The organism is Curtobacterium sp. PhB190 (assembly GCF_004365385.1).
In the GTDB taxonomy this organism is placed as follows: Bacteria; Actinomycetota; Actinomycetes; order Actinomycetales; family Microbacteriaceae; genus Curtobacterium.
The window spans coordinates 247850-265044 of record NZ_SODN01000003.1; the positions used below are offsets into that span (position 1 = coordinate 247850).

General features: G+C 72.2%; 21 protein-coding genes. 9 read left to right on the forward strand and 12 right to left on the reverse strand.

Features of this window, described 5'->3' with window-relative positions:
- Positions 1 to 54: 54 nt before the first annotated feature.
- A complete protein-coding gene (locus EDF47_RS06480; RefSeq protein WP_123293248.1) occupies positions 55 to 534 on the reverse strand; it encodes an NUDIX domain-containing protein in 480 nt (159 codons plus the stop codon).
- Positions 535 to 593: 59 nt separating this feature from the next.
- Here EDF47_RS06480 and nagB point away from each other — a divergent pair, with 59 nt between their 5' ends.
- A complete protein-coding gene (gene nagB / locus EDF47_RS06485; RefSeq protein ID WP_133937273.1) occupies positions 594 to 1379 on the forward strand; it encodes a glucosamine-6-phosphate deaminase in 786 nt (261 codons plus the stop codon).
- Between the two features lie 9 nt (positions 1380 to 1388).
- Here nagB and EDF47_RS06490 read toward each other — a convergent pair whose 3' ends face one another.
- Entirely contained in the window at positions 1389 to 2576 is a 1188-nt protein-coding gene (locus EDF47_RS06490; protein ID WP_131877551.1) for an aminotransferase class I/II-fold pyridoxal phosphate-dependent enzyme, read from the reverse strand.
- A 45-nt stretch (positions 2577 to 2621) separates the two neighbouring features.
- Here EDF47_RS06490 and EDF47_RS06495 point away from each other — a divergent pair, with 45 nt between their 5' ends.
- Positions 2622 to 2909: a hypothetical protein gene (locus EDF47_RS06495; RefSeq protein ID WP_123293251.1), complete on the forward strand. Its 288-nt coding sequence runs from the start codon at positions 2622 to 2624 to the stop codon at positions 2907 to 2909.
- Here EDF47_RS06495 and EDF47_RS06500 read toward each other — a convergent pair.
- On the reverse strand, positions 2851 to 3426 hold the full coding sequence (locus EDF47_RS06500; protein WP_131877549.1) for a TetR/AcrR family transcriptional regulator: 576 nt from the start codon (positions 3424 to 3426) through the stop codon (positions 2851 to 2853). The genes EDF47_RS06495 and EDF47_RS06500 overlap by 59 nt on opposite strands.
- 77 nt (positions 3427 to 3503) lie before the next feature.
- Here EDF47_RS06500 and EDF47_RS06505 point away from each other — a divergent pair, with 77 nt between their 5' ends.
- Positions 3504 to 3848, forward strand: a complete 345-nt coding sequence (locus EDF47_RS06505) for an SDR family NAD(P)-dependent oxidoreductase (protein WP_133937271.1) — start codon at positions 3504 to 3506, stop codon at positions 3846 to 3848.
- A gap of 24 nt (positions 3849 to 3872) precedes the next feature.
- The gene (locus tag EDF47_RS06510) at positions 3873 to 4400 is read left to right on the forward strand and encodes a hypothetical protein (RefSeq protein ID WP_133937269.1); all 528 of its coding nucleotides are present in this window, start codon (positions 3873 to 3875) and stop codon (positions 4398 to 4400) included.
- A gap of 8 nt (positions 4401 to 4408) precedes the next feature.
- Here EDF47_RS06510 and EDF47_RS06515 read toward each other — a convergent pair whose 3' ends face one another.
- Complete coding sequence (locus EDF47_RS06515) at positions 4409 to 5299, reverse strand: hypothetical protein (protein ID WP_131877545.1); 891 nt, start codon at positions 5297 to 5299, stop codon at positions 4409 to 4411.
- Positions 5300 to 5425: 126 nt separating this feature from the next.
- On the opposite strand from EDF47_RS06515, the gene EDF47_RS06520 reads away from it, so the two are divergent.
- The 5 genes from EDF47_RS06520 (at position 5426) to EDF47_RS19745 (ending at position 10993) form a co-directional block, all read left to right on the forward strand.
- Positions 5426 to 7882 (forward strand): GH92 family glycosyl hydrolase, encoded by a 2457-nt coding sequence (locus EDF47_RS06520; protein ID WP_243698003.1) that lies wholly within the window; start codon positions 5426 to 5428, stop codon positions 7880 to 7882.
- Positions 7883 to 7949: 67 nt separating this feature from the next.
- Positions 7950 to 8228: a hypothetical protein gene (locus tag EDF47_RS06525; protein WP_133937266.1), complete on the forward strand. Its 279-nt coding sequence runs from the start codon at positions 7950 to 7952 to the stop codon at positions 8226 to 8228.
- On the forward strand, positions 8225 to 10096 hold the full coding sequence (locus EDF47_RS06530; RefSeq protein WP_131877541.1) for an alpha/beta hydrolase: 1872 nt from the start codon (positions 8225 to 8227) through the stop codon (positions 10094 to 10096). The genes EDF47_RS06525 and EDF47_RS06530 overlap by 4 nt, the downstream gene beginning before the upstream one ends.
- Positions 10080 to 10643, forward strand: a complete 564-nt coding sequence (locus tag EDF47_RS19740) for a hypothetical protein (protein ID WP_132099083.1) — start codon at positions 10080 to 10082, stop codon at positions 10641 to 10643. Before EDF47_RS06530 ends, EDF47_RS19740 begins: the two co-directional genes overlap by 17 nt.
- Before the next feature lie 47 nt (positions 10644 to 10690).
- On the forward strand, positions 10691 to 10993 hold the full coding sequence (locus tag EDF47_RS19745) for a hypothetical protein (protein WP_165932297.1): 303 nt from the start codon (positions 10691 to 10693) through the stop codon (positions 10991 to 10993).
- Here the strand turns inward: EDF47_RS19745 and nagA are convergent, their stop codons facing one another.
- The 8 genes from nagA to clpS form a co-directional block, all read right to left on the reverse strand.
- Positions 10994 to 12160: an N-acetylglucosamine-6-phosphate deacetylase gene (nagA, locus tag EDF47_RS06540; RefSeq protein ID WP_133937264.1), complete on the reverse strand. Its 1167-nt coding sequence runs from the start codon at positions 12158 to 12160 to the stop codon at positions 10994 to 10996.
- Positions 12157 to 12564 (reverse strand): YrdB family protein, encoded by a 408-nt coding sequence (locus EDF47_RS06545; protein ID WP_123671482.1) that lies wholly within the window; start codon positions 12562 to 12564, stop codon positions 12157 to 12159. Before EDF47_RS06545 ends, nagA begins: the two co-directional genes overlap by 4 nt.
- Before the next feature lie 8 nt (positions 12565 to 12572).
- Positions 12573 to 13433: a formyltetrahydrofolate deformylase gene (gene purU, locus EDF47_RS06550; RefSeq protein ID WP_123293261.1), complete on the reverse strand. Its 861-nt coding sequence runs from the start codon at positions 13431 to 13433 to the stop codon at positions 12573 to 12575.
- Between the two features lie 84 nt (positions 13434 to 13517).
- Positions 13518 to 14858, reverse strand: coding sequence for an MFS transporter (locus EDF47_RS06555; RefSeq protein WP_133937262.1), 1341 nt, complete (start codon positions 14856 to 14858; stop codon positions 13518 to 13520).
- A gap of 100 nt (positions 14859 to 14958) precedes the next feature.
- The gene (locus tag EDF47_RS06560; protein ID WP_133937260.1) at positions 14959 to 15384 is read right to left on the reverse strand and encodes a MarR family transcriptional regulator; all 426 of its coding nucleotides are present in this window, start codon (positions 15382 to 15384) and stop codon (positions 14959 to 14961) included.
- A 76-nt stretch (positions 15385 to 15460) separates the two neighbouring features.
- Positions 15461 to 16387 (reverse strand): GNAT family N-acetyltransferase, encoded by a 927-nt coding sequence (locus EDF47_RS06565; protein WP_133937258.1) that lies wholly within the window; start codon positions 16385 to 16387, stop codon positions 15461 to 15463.
- Positions 16384 to 16860: a DUF2017 family protein gene (locus tag EDF47_RS06570; RefSeq protein ID WP_133937256.1), complete on the reverse strand. Its 477-nt coding sequence runs from the start codon at positions 16858 to 16860 to the stop codon at positions 16384 to 16386. Before EDF47_RS06570 ends, EDF47_RS06565 begins: the two co-directional genes overlap by 4 nt.
- On the reverse strand, positions 16857 to 17162 hold the full coding sequence (gene clpS / locus EDF47_RS06575) for an ATP-dependent Clp protease adapter ClpS (RefSeq protein WP_185003162.1): 306 nt from the start codon (positions 17160 to 17162) through the stop codon (positions 16857 to 16859). The genes EDF47_RS06570 and clpS overlap by 4 nt, the downstream gene beginning before the upstream one ends.
- Positions 17163 to 17195 lie beyond the last annotated feature (33 nt).

The following is a 17195-nucleotide window of genomic DNA, read 5'->3' on the forward strand; positions in this document are numbered from 1 at the left end:
CGGGCGGACGGGAGGCGCGTGACGGCCTGGCACCGGGCCTCCCGTCCGGTGGGGTCAGCGCTGGAAGCGCGCCTCGCGCTCGTCGGCCAACGCCGCCGCGACACGGGCACGCATGTTCGCGGGCATGTCGGGCAGGTCGTCGAGCCGGGCCCAGAACGCCTCGGTGTTCTCGCCGTCCGCCGGGTTCGGCGTACCCGAGACGTACCGGCAGGCGAACACCAGGTCGAGGTACTGCGCCCGGTCGCCGTTCGGGTACGTCATCTCCGGCAGCACCTGCACCCACGCCAGCCGTTCGGCGACGGCGACGACGTCGGCCTCTTCCAGGACCTCGCGCTCGGCGGCGACGGCGGGTTCCTCGCCCGGGTCGACGATGCCGGTCACCGGGGTGAAGGCGCCGTTGTCCGCACGACGGACCACGAGGAGCTCCTGGTCGGCACCGGAACCCCGCGTGACCACGGCGGTGACGCCCGTCAGCCACAGCGGATCGGTGCCGATCCTCGAGCGGAGGGACAGGACGAAGTCGGGGGTGGGCATGTCCCCACGCTACCGATCCCGCCCTGTCGGAGACTGGTCATGACCAGTAGCATGGGCATGTGGAGATCATCATCCTGCCCACGCCGGCTGAGGTCGGTCGCGTCGCCGCGGCCAAGATCGCGTCCGTCGTCGCCAAGAAGCCGTCCGCCGTCATCGGTCTCGCCACCGGATCCAGCCCGCAGGACATCTACACCGACCTGCAGCGTCGGGTCGGTGCGGGCGAGATCTCGTTCGCCGAGGCTCGCGGGTTCGCCCTCGACGAGTACGTCGGCATCCCGCTCGAGCACCCGGAGTCGTACGCCAGCGTCATCGCGCGCGACGTCGTGGCGCCGCTCGGGTTCGACCCCTCGCGGGTGCGGGTGCCCGACGGTCGTGCCGACGACCTCGAGTTCGCGGCGAAGGAGTACGACGCCGCGATCCGTGCCGCCGGCGGGATCGACGTGCAGATCCTGGGGATCGGCGCGAACGGGCACATCGGGTTCAACGAGCCGACGTCCTCGTTCGCCTCGCGCACCCGGATCAAGACCCTGGCGCCGTCGACCCGTGACGCCAACGCGCGGTTCTTCGACTCGCCCGAGCAGGTCCCGACGCACTGCATGACGCAGGGGCTCGGCACCATCCTCGACGCCCAGCAGCTCGTCCTCGTCGCGCAGGGCTCCGCCAAGGCCGACGCGGTCGCCGCCGCGGTCGAGGGGCCGCTCAGCTCGTTCGTCCCCGGTTCTGCGCTGCAGCTGCACGAGCACGCGACGGTCGTCGTCGACGAGGAAGCCGCGGCCGGCCTGCAGCTCGCCGACTACTACCGCTACACGTACGCGAACAAGCCGGCGTGGCAGGTGTTCGAGTAGGACCGACGATCAGCCGTCTGCACGCTGCCGGAACGCGGTGTGCAGGCGGCTGAGGCCGTCATCGAGGGTCTCGGCCGAGCACCCGAAGTTCAGCCGCGCGAAGCCCTGACCCTGGCGTCCGAACGCCGGGCCGGAGGCGAGCGCCACCTTCGCCTCGTCGACCAGCAGTGCCGCGGGGTCGTCGCCCCACGGCAGGGCGCGCAGGTCCAGCCACGCCAGGTAGGACGCCTGCGGCTGCCGGTACTCCGCCCCGGGCAGGACGTCACCGATCCGCTCGGCCAGGGTGCGGCGGTTCGCGGCGAGTTCGGTGAGCAGGGACGCGAGCCACGGTCCGCCTTCGCTGAACGCGGCGACGCTCGCGGTGTACCCGAGGATCCCGGTGCGCTCGACGATCTCGGTCGGCAGGGCGTCGAACCAGGCACGGGCCCGCTCCGAGGCGCCGACGATCAACGCGCACTTCGTGCCCGCGAGGTTCCAGGCCTTGCTCGCGCTCGTCAACGAGACCCCGATCGCGGCTGCCTCGGGGCAGGACTCCAGGAACGGCGTGAAGACCGCGTCGGCGTGCACGAGCGGCGCGTGGATCTCGTCCGAGACGACCACGGCGTCCCACTCGGCGGCGAGCTTCGCGAGTGCGACGAGCGCCGAGCGTTCGTGCACCAGGCCGAGGGGGTTGTGCGGGTTGCAGAGCAGCACCGTGCGGGCGCCGTCGGCGAACGCCTGCGCGAGGCCGTCCAGGTCCATCCGCCAACCGGCCGTGGTGTCGAACGGGTCAGCACGGCCGTCGGGCGCGAGCAACGGGACCTCGGTCACGGTGCCCCCGGCCTCGGACACGTACTCCCAGAACGGCGGGTACACGGGCGGCATGATGACGACCTGGTCGCCTGGCTCGATGATCCGGCGGAGCATCTCCACCGCAGCGACCGACACGTCGGTGGTGGTGCGGACGAGGTCGGGGTCGACGCGCCAGGCCCACCGGCTCTCGGCGAAGTCCGCGAACGCCTCGGGCAGCGCACGACCGTGGCCGACGTACCCGGTGTCACCGTTGGTGACCGCGGCGACGAGGGCGTCGCGCACCGGCTCCGCGAGCATCGAGTCCATCTCGGCGACGAACATCGGCAGGACGTCCGGCGGGTACGCGGTGTACTTCTCGCTCGTACGGCTGCGGTGCGCATCGAACACGGAGACCATGACGCTCATGCGCCCATCCTGACAGTGCCCGCCGCCGCCCGGCAGGATGAACCCGTGGAACACCGCTCGCGCACCGTGCTCCGGGCCGCCCGTGATGCGGTGCTGGTGGTGGCCGGCAGCGTCGCGATCGGCCTGGTGATCGTGATCGCCGGACTGGGATGGCTCGACGACATGCCCTACCGGGGGTCCTCGACCGAAGCGGCCTACATCGCGGTCGCGGTGGCGGCGGTGGCCGTCTGCGGGTTCGGGGCGCTCGTCGGTCTCGCCGCGATCAGGGCGTCGGTCAGCTCGTCGGACGGAGCCCGGCGAGCAGGATCTCGACGTAGCGCTCCGGATCGCTGACCGGGGTGCCGCCGGCGACGGCCGCTTCGCGCAGCCCGCACAGCAGACGGCGGAGGTCGTCGGCGTCGACGTCGGTCCGGACGATCCCCTCGGTGCGTCCCCTCGCGAGCAGCGCGTCGACGGACACCACCAGGTCGCCGGCGAGGGCAGCGGTGTCCGCACAGGAGAACCCGCCGTTGGTCAGCAGGTCACCGAGGGCTGCGTCGTCCACCATGCTCCGGAACGCGGCCGTGACGACCCCGCGGAGCGCATCGGCTGCGTCCGGCAGCACGACGGCGTCGCGGACCTGGTCGAGCATGTCCTCGAGCGCGTCGATCGCGAGCGCTTCGAGCAGGTGCTGCTGGCTCGGGAAGTGCCGGTAGGCCGTCCCGACCCCCACTCCGGCCTCGTGCGCGACGGCGTTGAGCAGGGCCGGTTCGCCCCGGTCGACGAAGGTGCGGGCGACGTCGAGCAGTGCCGTCCGGTTGCGCTGGGCATCGGAGCGCAGCGCCTCGGGTCGGGCCATCGCGATCGTCATGTGGACACTCTATCCGGTTGTGCTAGCGTTCCGGATGAATCATCCGATTGGGTGCGCCGAACGAGCAGGAGACGACGATGGACAGCTTCGAGTGGGAACCGGCAGCGATGCCCGACCAGCACGGCAGGACCGTGGTGGTCACCGGCGCGACCGGTGGGCTCGGCCTCGTCGTCGCCACGACCCTCGCCTCGGCCGGCGCCCGCGTCGTCGCCGGGGTGCGCGACCTCGACAAGGCGGCTCGCGTCCTCCCCGTGGGTCTCGACCTGGAGGCGCGGCTCGTCGACACCGCGTCCGTCGCGTCCGTCACGGCGTTCGCCCGGCAGCTCGCCGAGGACGGCATCGTCGTGGATGCCCTCGTCAACAACGCCGGTGCGACGATCGGCACGTTCGGGCGCACCGACGAAGGAATCGAGCGCACCTGAGCGACGAACGTCGTCGGGCCCGCCGTGCTCGCCGAGGCGGTGCTCCCGCTGCTCGGCGGGCCGTCGCCCCGCATCGTGCTCGTCGGCTCGAACCTGTCGCAGCGCACCCGCCGCGTGCCTGGTCCGGGCGGGGTCGACGGTCCGGACGGCTACTCGCAGTTCGGTGTGTACACCGACGCCAAGACCGCGGCCGCAGCGCTGAGCGTCGACCTCGGTGAACGACTCCGTGCTGCCGGTTCGGACATCCGGTCGGTGATCGCGCACCCCGGCATCGCGGCGACGGGGATGAACGACCAGGCGGAGACCCTGACACAGCGCCTCAGCGGCATGGTCGCACGCAGCTTGGCCCGGACCGCTGCGGACGGCGCTCGTTCGACCCTCTGGGCAGCCACCGCCCCGGACGTCACCGAGGGGGTGTTCGTCGGACCTGCCCTCCGCCGTGGTGACCGGCGGCTGCACGTCGTGCCGGTGCAGGGCCCGGCGGCGGACCCGGCGTTCCGCGCTCGAGTCCGGGCCTTCGTGGACCAGGTCGCGGTGCGCGACGGGTCCTGATCATCCGTTCACGTGGACAGCAGGTGCCGGAGTGCCGCTTCCGTGATGCGCGCCGGCATCGTGTGGCCGCCGTCGAACACCTCGGTCGTCGCGACACCCGGAGGGAACGCGTCGAGGACGCGCCGGACGCCGGCGAGGGGGAACAGTCCGTCGTCCCGTCCCGCCGCGACGAGGACCGGTTGATCAACGGCCGACGCGACCAGGGGGACGTCGCCAGCGGCGGTGAGTCCCGGGACGAACCAGGCCGGGTTGTGGCGGATCCGAGCGTCCTCGAACGAGGCCAGCGTCCCGAGTCCGCAGCTGACCACGCCCCGCGTGAGTCGGGCGTCCACGGCGAGTGCGAACAGCGCCACCTGTCCGCCGAGGGAGTGTCCGACGATGCCGAGTTCGGTGTCGGCAGTACTCGTCTCGATCATCCAGGACGTCACCGTGGCGATGTCACGCGAGTGCTTCGCCTGCAGGCTGCTGCCGTCCGCCACACGGAAGAGCGCGTCGAGGCGTTCGTCGGCCGCCGGGTCGTCAGTCCAGTCGCGTCGGCGTTCCTCGAAACCGATCAGATCGGGGATGACCACGCGGGCCCCACCGCGAGCGAGCACCACGCCGTAGGCGAGAGTCGGATCCCCCGCCCGCCCGGCGGCCTCGCTCTTCCCGGAGGTGAAGTCGCCCGCGTGCTGGTGGACGGCGATGACGTCCGTTCCCGTGCCGTGGTCCGGGGTCAGGAGGAAGCACGGGATGGTGTCGCCGTCGGCCGTGTCCAGCTCGACGCGTGCCCACCGCACCGACCCGTCGCGTCCGAGCGGCTCCAGGCGGACCGCCACCGGACGGAGCTCGTCAGGGGACGGCAGCCCGAGCAGGTCGCGGACGCGTCCTCGGGCCGGTTCGTCGGTCGTCGACACCATGCCCGGACGCTACCAGCGGCGGCGAACCCGCCTGTGGGTCCCGAACACGCCGACCGTGGTGAACAGCAGGAGAGGGCTCGGTGACGGATCGCGCGTCCCCCGTCCGAGGGGGCTAGCGTCGCCGACGTGAACCGTTCTCGCGTGCACCGTCGCCCGCTCGTCCGCCCGCTCCCGCTCGCCGCGGTGGCCACGATCGCCGCGCTGCTCGGGACGGGGGTCGTCGCGGCACCGGCCGTCGCATCGCCTTCGGAACAGGCAGCGCAGGCGGGGAGGACCGTCTCCGACCCGGCTCGGTACGTCGACCCGTTCATCGGCACGAGCGGCGACGGCAACACCTGGCCCGGCGCGACCGCACCGTTCGGCATGCTCCAGTGGAGTCCCACCGGCACCGCGGGTGACCAGACCTCGACGCCGGTCGCGAACGGCTACTCGTACGACGTGAACCGGCTGCGCGGGTTCAGCCTGACGCACCTGAACGGTGCCGGCTGCGCGCCGGGGGCCGCCGGTGACGTGCCGATCATGCCGGTCACGACCCCGATCACGACGTCGCCGTCGGCCGACAGCACCGACGCGGTCTACGCCGCCGGCTACTCGCACGACGACGAGTCCGCGAGCCCCGGGCGCTACGGCGTCGCACTCGACAACGGCGTCCGCACCGACCTCGCCGTCACCACCCGGGCCGGCGTCGGCGAGTTCGCGTTCCCCGCCGGGAAGGCCGCGAACCTGCTCTTCCGCACCTCGAACTCGATCAACGGCAGCGAGGCCGCGACCACCCGCGTCGATGCCCGCACCCGCACTGTGAGCGGCAGCGTCCTCACCGGCGGCTTCTGCAGCCGCCGGGCGAACGGCGGCGGGGCCACCAACCCCGACCGGCGCAGCTACTACCGGCTGTTCTTCACGGCCACCTTCGACAAGGCGTTCACGAGCACCGGCGCCTGGCAGGACGGTACGGTCCGACCGGGAGGCACGTCCTCCTCCGGTGGAGAGGGCTACCTGACCGGCGCCGACCGTGCCGGACGCGGCTCCGGCGCGTGGGTCGGGTTCGACGCGCGTCGCGGTGCGACGGTGCACGCGAAGATCGGCATCTCGTACGTGAGCGCCGCAGGAGCGATCGCGAACCGCGACGGCGAGGTGACCCAGCGCTCGACCGTCGCCAGCGTGGCGGACGGCACACGGGCCTCCTGGAACCGCGAACTGTCGCGTCTGCGCGTCGGAGGCGGCACCGCGGACCGCACCACCCAGCTGTACACGTCCGTGTACCACGCGCTCATGCAGCCGAACACGCTGAACGACCGCGACGGCCGCTACCTGGGGCCGGACCAGCGGGTGCACCGCATGGACCGAGGGCACCGCGCCGTCTACGGCACGTACTCCGGGTGGGACCAGTACCGGGCGCAGATCCAACTGCTCGCACTGCTGCGGCCGGACGTCGCCGGGGACATGGCGCAGTCGATGCTGCGGTTCGCGCAGCAGAACGGTGGGGTGTGGGACCGCTGGCTCCACCTCGGGGCGCCGACGCACGTGATGACGGGTGACCCCTCGGCCGCGACCCTCGCCACCTGGTACGCGATGGGGGTCCGGAACTTCGACGTGCGGGCCGCCTACGCCTCGCTGAAGCACCAGGCGACCGTCGAGAACGCCGACGCCGAGAGCGACATCGGGTGCCCGGGCCAGTGCCTGGCGCAACGCCCGGCGCTCGACGAGTACCTGCAGCGCCAGTACGCCGCGAACGACGACTGCTCGTGCTGGGGCGGCGCTGCCGAGACGCTCGAGGACTCGATCTCCGACAGTGCGCTCGGGTACTGGGCGGGTTCCCTCGGGCTGCGCTCCGATGCCCGGATGTTCAGCGTTCGTGGCGAGTACTGGAAGAACACCTTCAACGCCGCCGTCGGGTACCAGGCCGCGCGGCAGGCCGACGGATCGTGGACGCCCGACTGGTCGCCCTCGACCGGCACCGGGTTCGCACAGGGGACGAGCGCGCAGTACACGTGGCTCGTGCCGCAGGACGTGCAGGGGCTGTCGACGGCCTTGGGTGGCGACGACGCGGCGGTCGCGCGACTCGATGCGTTCTTCCACGACAACACTGGTGCGTTCGCGGTGACCGGCGGCGACGCCACGAAGTTCGACCCGACCAACGAGCCGGACATCCACACGCCGTGGATGTACAACGCGCTCGGGAAGCCGTGGAAGACGCAGGAGACCGTGCGCCGGGTCGTCGACGACGCCTACACGACCGGGCCGAGCGGGCTGCCGGGCAACGACGACCTGGGCACGATGAGTGCCTGGTACGTCTTCGCGTCGATCGGGTTGTTCCCGCAGACGCCGGGGCGGGCGGAGATGCTCATCGGCAGCCCGACGTTCAGCACGGTCGACATCCGGCGGTCGAGCGGGGAGCGGATCGTCGTTCGGTCCTCCGGCACCGCGCCGTACGTGCACGGTGCTCGGTTGGACGGGCGCACCCTCGAGAAGTCGTGGGTGCCGGCGTCCTTCGTCACCCGGGGTGGCGCGCTGTCGCTCCGGGTCGCAGACGCGGCGGACACGACGTGGGCGAGCGGTGCTCGGGGGCGCCCGGTCGACCGCTGAACACCGCTTGACACGTCGTACTCCAGTACTGATATGTTGACCCCGTCCGGAGGGCGGAAGGGGCAGCATGGGGGATCTGGTGGTCGACCTGTCGACGATGCAGGCGGTGTCACGAGGGGTCCTGCAGGCGGCTGGTGACTTCCGGTCCGAGCGTGCGCTGTCCGGGGCGGACAGCGGCACGTTCGGGTCGGCGACGGTCGAGTCGGCGTTCGTCCAGTCGGCCCGGGCCCTCGACGCGATGATCCGTTCGCTCGGCGACGACGCGGACACCCTGCGCGCGTACGTGACCACCGCTGCCGAAGCGGTCCTGCGCGCCGACGCCGACCTCGCCCGGCGGGTCCGGTGAGTGCCGACCCCACCGCCGGAGACCCGGACGGCATCCAACGCGTCGCGCGCCTGCACGACGACCACGCGGATGCCGTCCGCGACGGAGCCCGTCAGGTGCTCGTCGCGGCGGAGTCCGCGGCGGCCGGGTGGCAGGGTGCAGCGCAGCAGCAGTTCCTCACGGTCGCAGCGACGGTGCCGGCGAGTGCGCACCGCGTCGCCGCACGGTTGGACGCCGCGGCGACGGCGCTCGCCGACTACGCGCGCGAGGTCCAGCAGATCCAGGACGATGCCGCTCGCCTGCAGACGGCGCTCCGGAACACGGCCGACGACATCGCGGTGAACGCGCGGGCGGTCCGCGCCGCGACCCGGACGGCGGCCGGGCCCGATGCGGTCGAGGCGGACGAGGTCCTCCTGCAGCAGGTGCAGAACAGCGGCGTCTGGCTCGCGGGGCTCGAGGCGCGGTTGTCGGCGCAGTGGGACGAGCTCGTCGCCCGACGCGCTGCCGCGGACCGTGCGGCTGCGTCTGCGCTCGACGACCGAGCGGTGCTCGGCGGCCTGGTCTCGACTGCGGCCGCCCGGGCGATGAGCGACGGGCAGTTCACGACCTGGCTCGGCACCCTCGACCACGAGAGCATCGCGGCGCTGCGGGACGACCCGCGCATCGCCCGGCGTCTCGCAGGGCTCGACGCCACCGACGTCGCCGGGTGGTGGCAGGCGATGTCCGGCCCGGACGGAGCGCCGTCGGCAGCCCAGCGGGCGTTCGTCGTGGCGTTGCCCACGGTGATCGGGAACCTGAACGGCGTCGCGTACTGGGCACGGGTTCGGGCGAACACGACGGTGCTGGTCGACCGGCTCGCCCACGCGGAACGGCAGGTCGCGCACTGGCGGGAGCAGCTCGACGCCGCGAAGACCCCGGCCGGAGCTGCCGCCGCCCGAGCGGAGCTGTCCACGTGGTCGCGGCAGCGCGATGCCTACCGGAACATCCAGGACACCCTCGACACGACCCCGGTGTCGCTCGTGTCACTCGTCGACGACCGTCCACCACTCGCGCAGATCGTCGCTGGTGACCTCGACCGCGCCGCGCACGTCAGCGTCATCGTGCCGGGCATGAACACCGCGACGGACCAGCGCGGAACGGTGCAGAACTACAGCGCGATCGCACGGGGCATGCGCCGCGAGCAAGCTCGCGTGGGTGGTGTCCGACGCAGTGACATCGCCGTGGTGTCCTGGATCGGCTACCACCCGCCGATGGCCGACGACCCGTCGTTCGCGGCCGTGGTCGCGAACGGCCGGGCGCACGAGGGCGCTGACCGGCTCGTGGCCGACCTCGACGGATTCCACGCAGTCCGAGCGGCTGCCGGGCACGACGCGGACCTGACCGTGATGGGGCACTCCTACGGCACGAACGTGGCGACGATCGCGTTGACGAGGACCCACGCCGACCACGTGGTGCTGCTCGGCTCGGCCGGGGTCACGGACGTCGCACCGAAGGCTTCGGCGCTGCACGTGCCGGCGGGCGAGGTCTTCGCCAGCCAGGGCGCCAAGGACGGCTGGGCCGTCACCGGCCAGAACCTGTCGGGTCGGCGGGATCCGACCGAGTCCTCGTGGGACGCGCACGAGTTCAGCTCGGAGACCCAGCGGGGCAGTGACGGCACGCTGCACGGCGTCACGCAGCACGGCCCCTACGTCGGTGGGAACGGCGACGGCCGGTACTCGTACTTCGACGACGGCACCACGGCGCAGCACAACAGCGCGCTGGCCGCCATGGGGCGTGGCGACGAGATCCCCGAACAGGGCGGTCCCTTCGACCGGATGCGGCAGCAGACGAAGGACGATTGGCTCATGTACGGCTGGCAGACAGGACTCACCGGTGACCCGAGGCTCTGAACGGTGGGGCGGAGCCGTCGTGGCATCGATCGCCGTCACGATGCTGTTGGCCGGGTGCGCCGACGTTGCCCCGTACTCCCCGATGCGGAAGGACACGTCGATGAACGTCGAAGAATCCCACCAGGACGTCTTGGACGTCTTCGCTGCCGTCCGGTCGGTCGTCGGCGAGGACGGCTGGGGCGATGACGATCCCGCATGGCTCATCTGTGGCAGCGACGGCGAAGACGCAGCCCAGTACACGTACGCCAGCACCCGGAGACTCCCGCTCCCCGGGACGCCCGACGAGGTCGCCGAGCGGGTCGTGACGGCGCTCGCCGGGATCGGGTACGACGGTGCGGTGGTGGAGCACGACGAGGAGCTCACGCCGCGGCGAACCGTCATCAGCTACCCACAGGGATACCTCCGCGGCACCGCTCCGGACGGGTTCGCGATCTTCTTCCAGGCGTTCGACTCCTACGCCGACGTGTCCATCGACGGGCACTGCGTGCCGGGGAAGGCACCGAAGTTCGGCGAACCACTGAACCCCCGGCCCACGGACCTGCCCTGACCGACGGGCCGGCAGGCCCTACGATCGACCCGACAGAGGGGACCACCATGACCGAACTCGCCGACTGGGAGACCGAGGGCGCCAAGGCCCGACCGACGACCCCGGACGATCGCAACCGGCCACCAGCACCGGCCGCCCTGCGCGCCACGACCTGGATCGGGGGGCTGCTGCTCATCGCGGCGGTGTTCGTGTTCGTGGGTGCGTCGTCCCTCGGCGTGCGCGAGGACGAGACCGAGGCGCACGCTCTCGCCCGACTCGTGATCGTCGTCGTCATCGGGGTCGCCGCCGCCGTGGTCGGTGCGGTCGCCCTGCTGCTCCGGCTCGTCGCAGGGGCACTCGTCCGGCGCTGATCAGCGCAGCTCGCGCCCGCCGCCCCACACCCGCTGCACCTCGAGCGCCGGGGACAGCGCCACCAAGTCGGCTGCGTACCCCGGCGCGAGCCGCCCCAGTCGGTCGCCGAGCCCCAGCGCCGCGGCCGGCACGCTCGTCAGGGCCGCGACGGCCTCGGGCAGCGTCCGTCCGGCGAGCGAGACCGCGTTCCGCAACGCCACGTCCTGCGTCAACGTCGACCCCGCGATGGTCTCGGTCCCGGCGACGTGCGCGACGCCGTCCGTCACGGTGACGTCGAGCGACCCCAGCCGGTACGAGCCGTCGGCTGCGCCCGCAGCACCCATGGCGTCGGTGATGAGCGCCACCCGGCCCGGAGCAGCGCGGAACAGGGTGTCCGCGACGACCGGGTGCACGTGCACGGCGTCCAGGATGAGCTCGAGTGTCACCCGGTCGTCGGCCACCGCGGCACCGATCGGCCCCGGGGCGCGGTGGTGCAGCCCCGGCATCGCGTTGAACGCGTGGGTCAGCAGCGTCGCACCGGCGTCGAACGCGGCACGGGCCTGGTCGTAGGTGCCGACGGTGTGGCCGACGGCGACGGTGACCCCGGCGGCGACGAACCGGCGGACGGCGTCGAGCGCGCCCGGCAGTTCCGGCGCGATGGTGACCTGGCGGATGACGCCCTCGCCGGCCTCGAGCAGTGCGTCGACCGCTGCGGGGGACGGGTCGATGAGGAACGACTCGTTGTGGGCGCCCTTGTTGTGCGGGGACAGGAACGGCCCCTCCAGGTGCACGCCGAGCACGAGTGGGTCGGTCGCCATCACGGCACGGATCCGTGCGAGCGAGTCCGCGAGGGCGGGGACCGGGTTCGCGACGAGCGACAGGACCGACCGGGTCGTGCCGTGGGCCCGGTGGACGGCCAGCGACTCGGCGAAGGAGTCGTCCTCGTACGACTCGGTCGCACCGCCGTGCCCGTGCAGGTCGATGAACCCGGGCGTCAGGACCGCGTCGCCCAGGTCGACGACCTGGTCCGCCGCGGGGGCTTCGGGGCCGGAGCCGACCGCGTGCACCACGTCACCGGCGAGCAGGACCCAGCCGTCCGCCGTGGACCCGGCCGCGTCGACGACGCGGGATGCGCGCACCAGGGTGCGCTGGGCCTCCCGGCCGGCCTGGAGGCCCGTGGCGGTCATGCGGTCTCCCTGCGGAACGCGATCACGCCGCTCAGGGCGGCGATCACGATGAAGACGAAGCCCACGACCGGGTGGCCGATGGAGATCCAGGTCGCGCCCGCGGCGATGACCAACGCGACCTCGACGATCGTCTTGCCGACGATGTCGGTCTCGATCGGCGACGCCGGCGAGCGGAAGAAGTACCAGACGACGGCCGCGAACAGCGGGGCGCCGACCATGAACAGGTAACCGGGCAGGGGGAGCTGCCACGACCAGTAGCCCCAGAACGCCAGGGAGAGCAGGCCGAACGTGCAGACCAGGACGCGGAGCACGCGCCAGACGTCGAACGGCCGTCGCTGCCTGCCGGCGGGTGCCGGGCCGGGGACTGCTTCCCAGTCGACGGGAGACTGCGGGGCGTTCGTCATGGTGCTGCCTACTTGAAGATGATGGTGCGGGCGCCGTCGAGCAGGACGCGGTCCTCGGCGATCCAGCGCACTGCCTGGGTGAGGGTGCGGGACTCTTCGTCCTGGCCGATGGAGACCAGCTCGGCGGGGTCCTTCGTGTGGTCCACGCGCACGACGTTCTGCTCGATGATCGGGCCCTCGTCGAGGTCGCTCGTGACGAAGTGGGCCGTCGCACCGATGAGCTTCACGCCGCGTGCGTGCGCCTGGCGGTAGGGGTTCGCGCCCTTGAAGCCGGGCAGGAACGAGTGGTGGATGTTGACCGCACGGCCCTCGAGCGCCGCGCAGAGCTCCGGCGACAGGATCTGCATGTAGCGGGCGAGCACGACGAGTTCGATGTCGTGCTCCTCGACCGCTTCGAGGACACGGCGCTCCATGGCCGCCTTGCTGTCCGCGTCGGTGACCGGACGGTGCTCGAACGGCACCGAGTAGAACGACGCGAGCTCGGACAGGTCCGGGTGGTTGGACAGCACGAGCGGGACCTCGATCGGCAGCTGCCCACCGCGCTGGCGGTAGAGCAGGTCGTTGAGGCAGTGGCCGGCCTTCGACACGAGGACGAGGCTGCGCAGCGGGCGACCGACGACGTCGAGCTGGACGCGGGCGTCGTACCGGGCGGCGACGGGGGCGAGGGCTGCCTCGAAGGTCGCGCGGTCCACCGGCGCCATGACCTGCAGGCGCATGAAGAACGTGTTCGTGTCGACGCTCGAGAACTGCTGCGACTCGGTGATGTTGCCGTTGGCGGCGACGACCGCTCCGGAGACGGCGTGCACGATCCCGGGCTGGTCGTCGCAGACGAGCGTCAGGGTCCAGTGCGTGGGGGTCGGGTCGGTCACCGGATCAGGGTACCGGGCGCGGCGAGCGCGGTGCTTCGTGAGCAGAAATGGTCGAGTGCCGTGACGCGACCCGACCATTTCTGCTCACGAAGCGGGCGTGGCGGCGGCGGCCGTGCGGAGGCGGCGGTCGGCCAGGGTCAGGACCGTCAGGAGCACCGCGACGCCGAGGATCACCCACGCCAGCACGTGCAGGTCCGGTGTGGTCGGGGCCTGGCCGAACACACCACCGATGAGCGACGAGGCCCCGATCGCCCCGATGTACACCGCCGTGCGGGACAACCCGGCCGCGGTGCCGATGTACGACGCGGGCACGAGCCGGTACAGCGCCGCCTGGTTCGACACCGACGCCAGGGCCTGCGGGACGCCGAACAGCGCCGGCGCCAGCGCGAGCAGCACGACCGGCGACCCGGTGTGCAGGAAGAGCAGGAGCGCCCCGCCGACGATCGGCACGACGGCCGCGACGATCAGGGGTCCGCGCACGGCGGTCTTCCGGGCGACGACGAACGACGCGATCCCGGCCACGATCGCGGCCGGCAGCTGGATGTACCCGGCGACGTCGCTCGAGTACCCGGCGACGTCCTGCACCCACTGCGAGAACCCGTAGGTCATCGTGTACGCGAGCAGGTAGGTCAGGAACAGTCGCACGTAGGTGCGGGACAACGCGCCGTTCCGAGCGAGCATCCGGACGTCCACGAACGGCCGGACCGCGCGCAGCTCCCACAGGACGAGGGTGACGAGCAGCACGATCGCCACCGCGAGCAGCCACCACAGGCCGGCGGACAGGTCGAGCAGGAACACGAGCAGCGCCGAGACGGTGCCCGTCATGAGCAGCATGCCGAACGGGTCGAGCGCCTGCAGGACGGGCAGGGCCTCGTCGTCACGTGGACGGAGACGGTCCGACGGCAGCCACATCGCCGCCACGACGATGCCGAACGCCGCCAGGGGCACGTTCACCAGGAAGATCGCGTGCCAGCCGAACGCGGCGATCAGTGCGCCGCCCAGCGGAGGCCCGGCCGCCGCCGACACGAGCGAGGTGATGGACAGCGCTCCGAGCACGAGCGGCGGGGTCGGCTTCCCGATCCGTGCCGAGTGCTGTCGGAGGGTGGTGAGGGCCGCCGGGTACGCCGACGAGGTGCCGATGCCGATGAGGACACGGGCGAACACCGCACCGCCGAAGCCGGTCAGGAACTCGGGCACGACCCCGGCGACACCGACGATCACGAGCCCGGTCAGGAACACCTTCTTCGGGCCGAAGCGGTCGGCGAGCTTGCCCATCGTCGGCTGCGCGATCGCACTCGCCAGGTACAGGGCGGCGACGAGCCAGATCGCCTGCGCCGCACCGATCCCCAGGTCGCGGGAGATCGGCGTGAGCGCGACGGACACCATCGTGGTGTTGATCGGGTTGAGCAGCGGCCCGACGAGCACCGGGATGAGGAGCTTCGGGCCGAAGCCACTGCCGGTGCTGCCCGGGGCGACGACGGGGGTGGGAGTGGTCGAGGTGGACGTGGGAGTGCTTCTTCCGGGGTCAGCGTTCGGTGAGCGGGGCGAGGATCGCGATCGCTCGGGCGACGGTGTCGCGGTCGGCGTCGGGCAACGCGGCGAGCCGGTCGGTCAGGACGCGGGTGCGGTTGGTCCAGGCGTCCTCGCGGGCACGGGCGCCCTGGTCGGTCGCCCGGATGAGCGCACGGCGGCCGTCGGCGGGGTCTGGACGTCGTTCGACGAGGCCGAGGTCCTCGAGCGCCTGGACGGTCGCGCCCATCGACTGCGGCCGGACGCCCTCGGCGCGGGCGAGCTCGGCGACCGTGCTCTCGCCGTACCGCAGCAGGCGGCCGAGCGCGGCGGTCTGGGACGCCGTGACCGCGTCGGCCTTGCCGGTCAGCAGCGTTCGACGGATCCGGCCGTACAGCGTCAGCAGGTCACCGGCGAGCGCGGTCGGATCGGGTGATTCCATACCGGCACGGTACTACTTCGACAGCACAACTTGCAAGGCTGCCTTGCGAGTTCCCGGCTCGCCGCTCCGGGTCGGCTCAGCGCTCGAACACGATGCGGCGCCTCGTCACCACGAAGCCGGCCCGTTCGAACGCCCGGCGCATCGGGGTGTTCGCCGCGTCCGTGGTGCCGACCACCTTCGACTCCCCGGCTTCTCCGTGCACGCGCAGCCCCTCGGCGAGCAGCTCGTCGACCACGCCACGCCCACGGTGCTGCGGGAGCACGCCGATGAAGCTGATCGCCGCGTCGTACGCCGTCCGCGTCGCCAGGACGAACCCGACCACCAGGCCGTCGGGGTCGAGCGCGACCCGCCAGCCGTCACGCGACCCCGGCAGCGAGCGGTAGAACTCGAGGTCGTCGGCGGCGGCGCCCCGCGGGCCGAGTTCGTCCACCGACGCCACGGTGTGGGCGTCGAGGCTCCCCACCGCGACGCGGGCGAACAGGTCCACGAACTCGTCGTCGTCACCGGACCGGAAGCGCAGCGAGGACGGCATCGGCACTCCGTGGTCCGGCGTCCACGCCACACTCACCCGCTCCGTCGAACGTCCGAGCCCCGCAGCCCGGGCGGCCGCCGTGCGCCACGACACCGCGGCGACGGCCTCGGGGTCGTCGTGCCAGTCCACCGCGACGTCGACGATCCACTCCGGTCGCGCCCCGAACGCAGCGGTCCCCGCCGTGATCAACCCGGCGGCGATCGCCACCTGCTCGTCCTCGGGCACGTCCGGAGCCACCAGCAGGTCGTCGAGGGTCGACGGCACCTCGGCGTCCGCGCCACCCCACCAGAGCGCCCGTGCCACCGGACGGCCGTCGCGCTCGGCCAGCCACGACCACCCCGGGCGGTAGTTGTCCGTGCCGGACTCGGCGCGGTACCGGTCCGGACCGATCCACGCGACCGGTTCCGACGTCGAGAACGCGAGCAGGGCCTCCCGGTCGTCCTCGGTGGTCGCGCGGAAGGTGACCGTCACCGCGGGTCGGTCATCGTCGTGATCAGGTGCTCCTGCACGTAGCCGAGCCAGTCGTAGACGTCGCGCAGGCCGACGCCCGCGTCGGCCTCGACCGAACGCTCCTCGTCGTCGGCGTCGACGATCCCGAGGCGGTCGGCGATCGTCAGCCGCAGGTCGGTCAGCGTGCGGAGCCAGGCCTGCTCGTCCTCGGGGTCGAGGGCGCCGTCGCGGGTCCCCGTCAGCCACTCGTGCACGGTCGTCGCGTTCGAGGTCTTCTGCGCCAGCAGGTCGGACTGCGTGTACTTCCGGAACTCCGCGCTGGCGTCGTCGTCGTCCGGGTAGGCGTCCGGGAACATCCGAGTCGCCACCGGGTCCGCCGTCAGGTCGCCGTCGAGCACCTGGCGCAGCTGCTCCGTCAGGGACGTGAGCAGCCCACGCTCGCCGGAGGACATGTCGAGGTGGACGCCGTCGGCCCGGCGGACGAAGGGGATCACGCTTCGGGGGCCTTGTCGACGGTCGCCTGCAGGCCGTAGCCGTGCATCGACTGGACGTGGGCCTCCATCGCCTCGCGCGGGCCCGTCGCCACGATGGCCCGACCCTCCGTGTCCACCTGGTGCATGAGCCGTTCCGCCTGCGCGCGCCCGAAGCCGAAGTGCCGCTGGAAGACGTAGGTGACGTACGACATCAGGTTCACCGGGTCGTCCCACACGACGGTGACCCACGGGGTGTCCGCGCGCGCACTGGTCCGTTCGTCCGGGGTGGTCCGTTCATCCACGTCGGGCGAGGTCAGCGTCATGCATCCAGGGTGACACAGGGCGGGCGGCTCGGT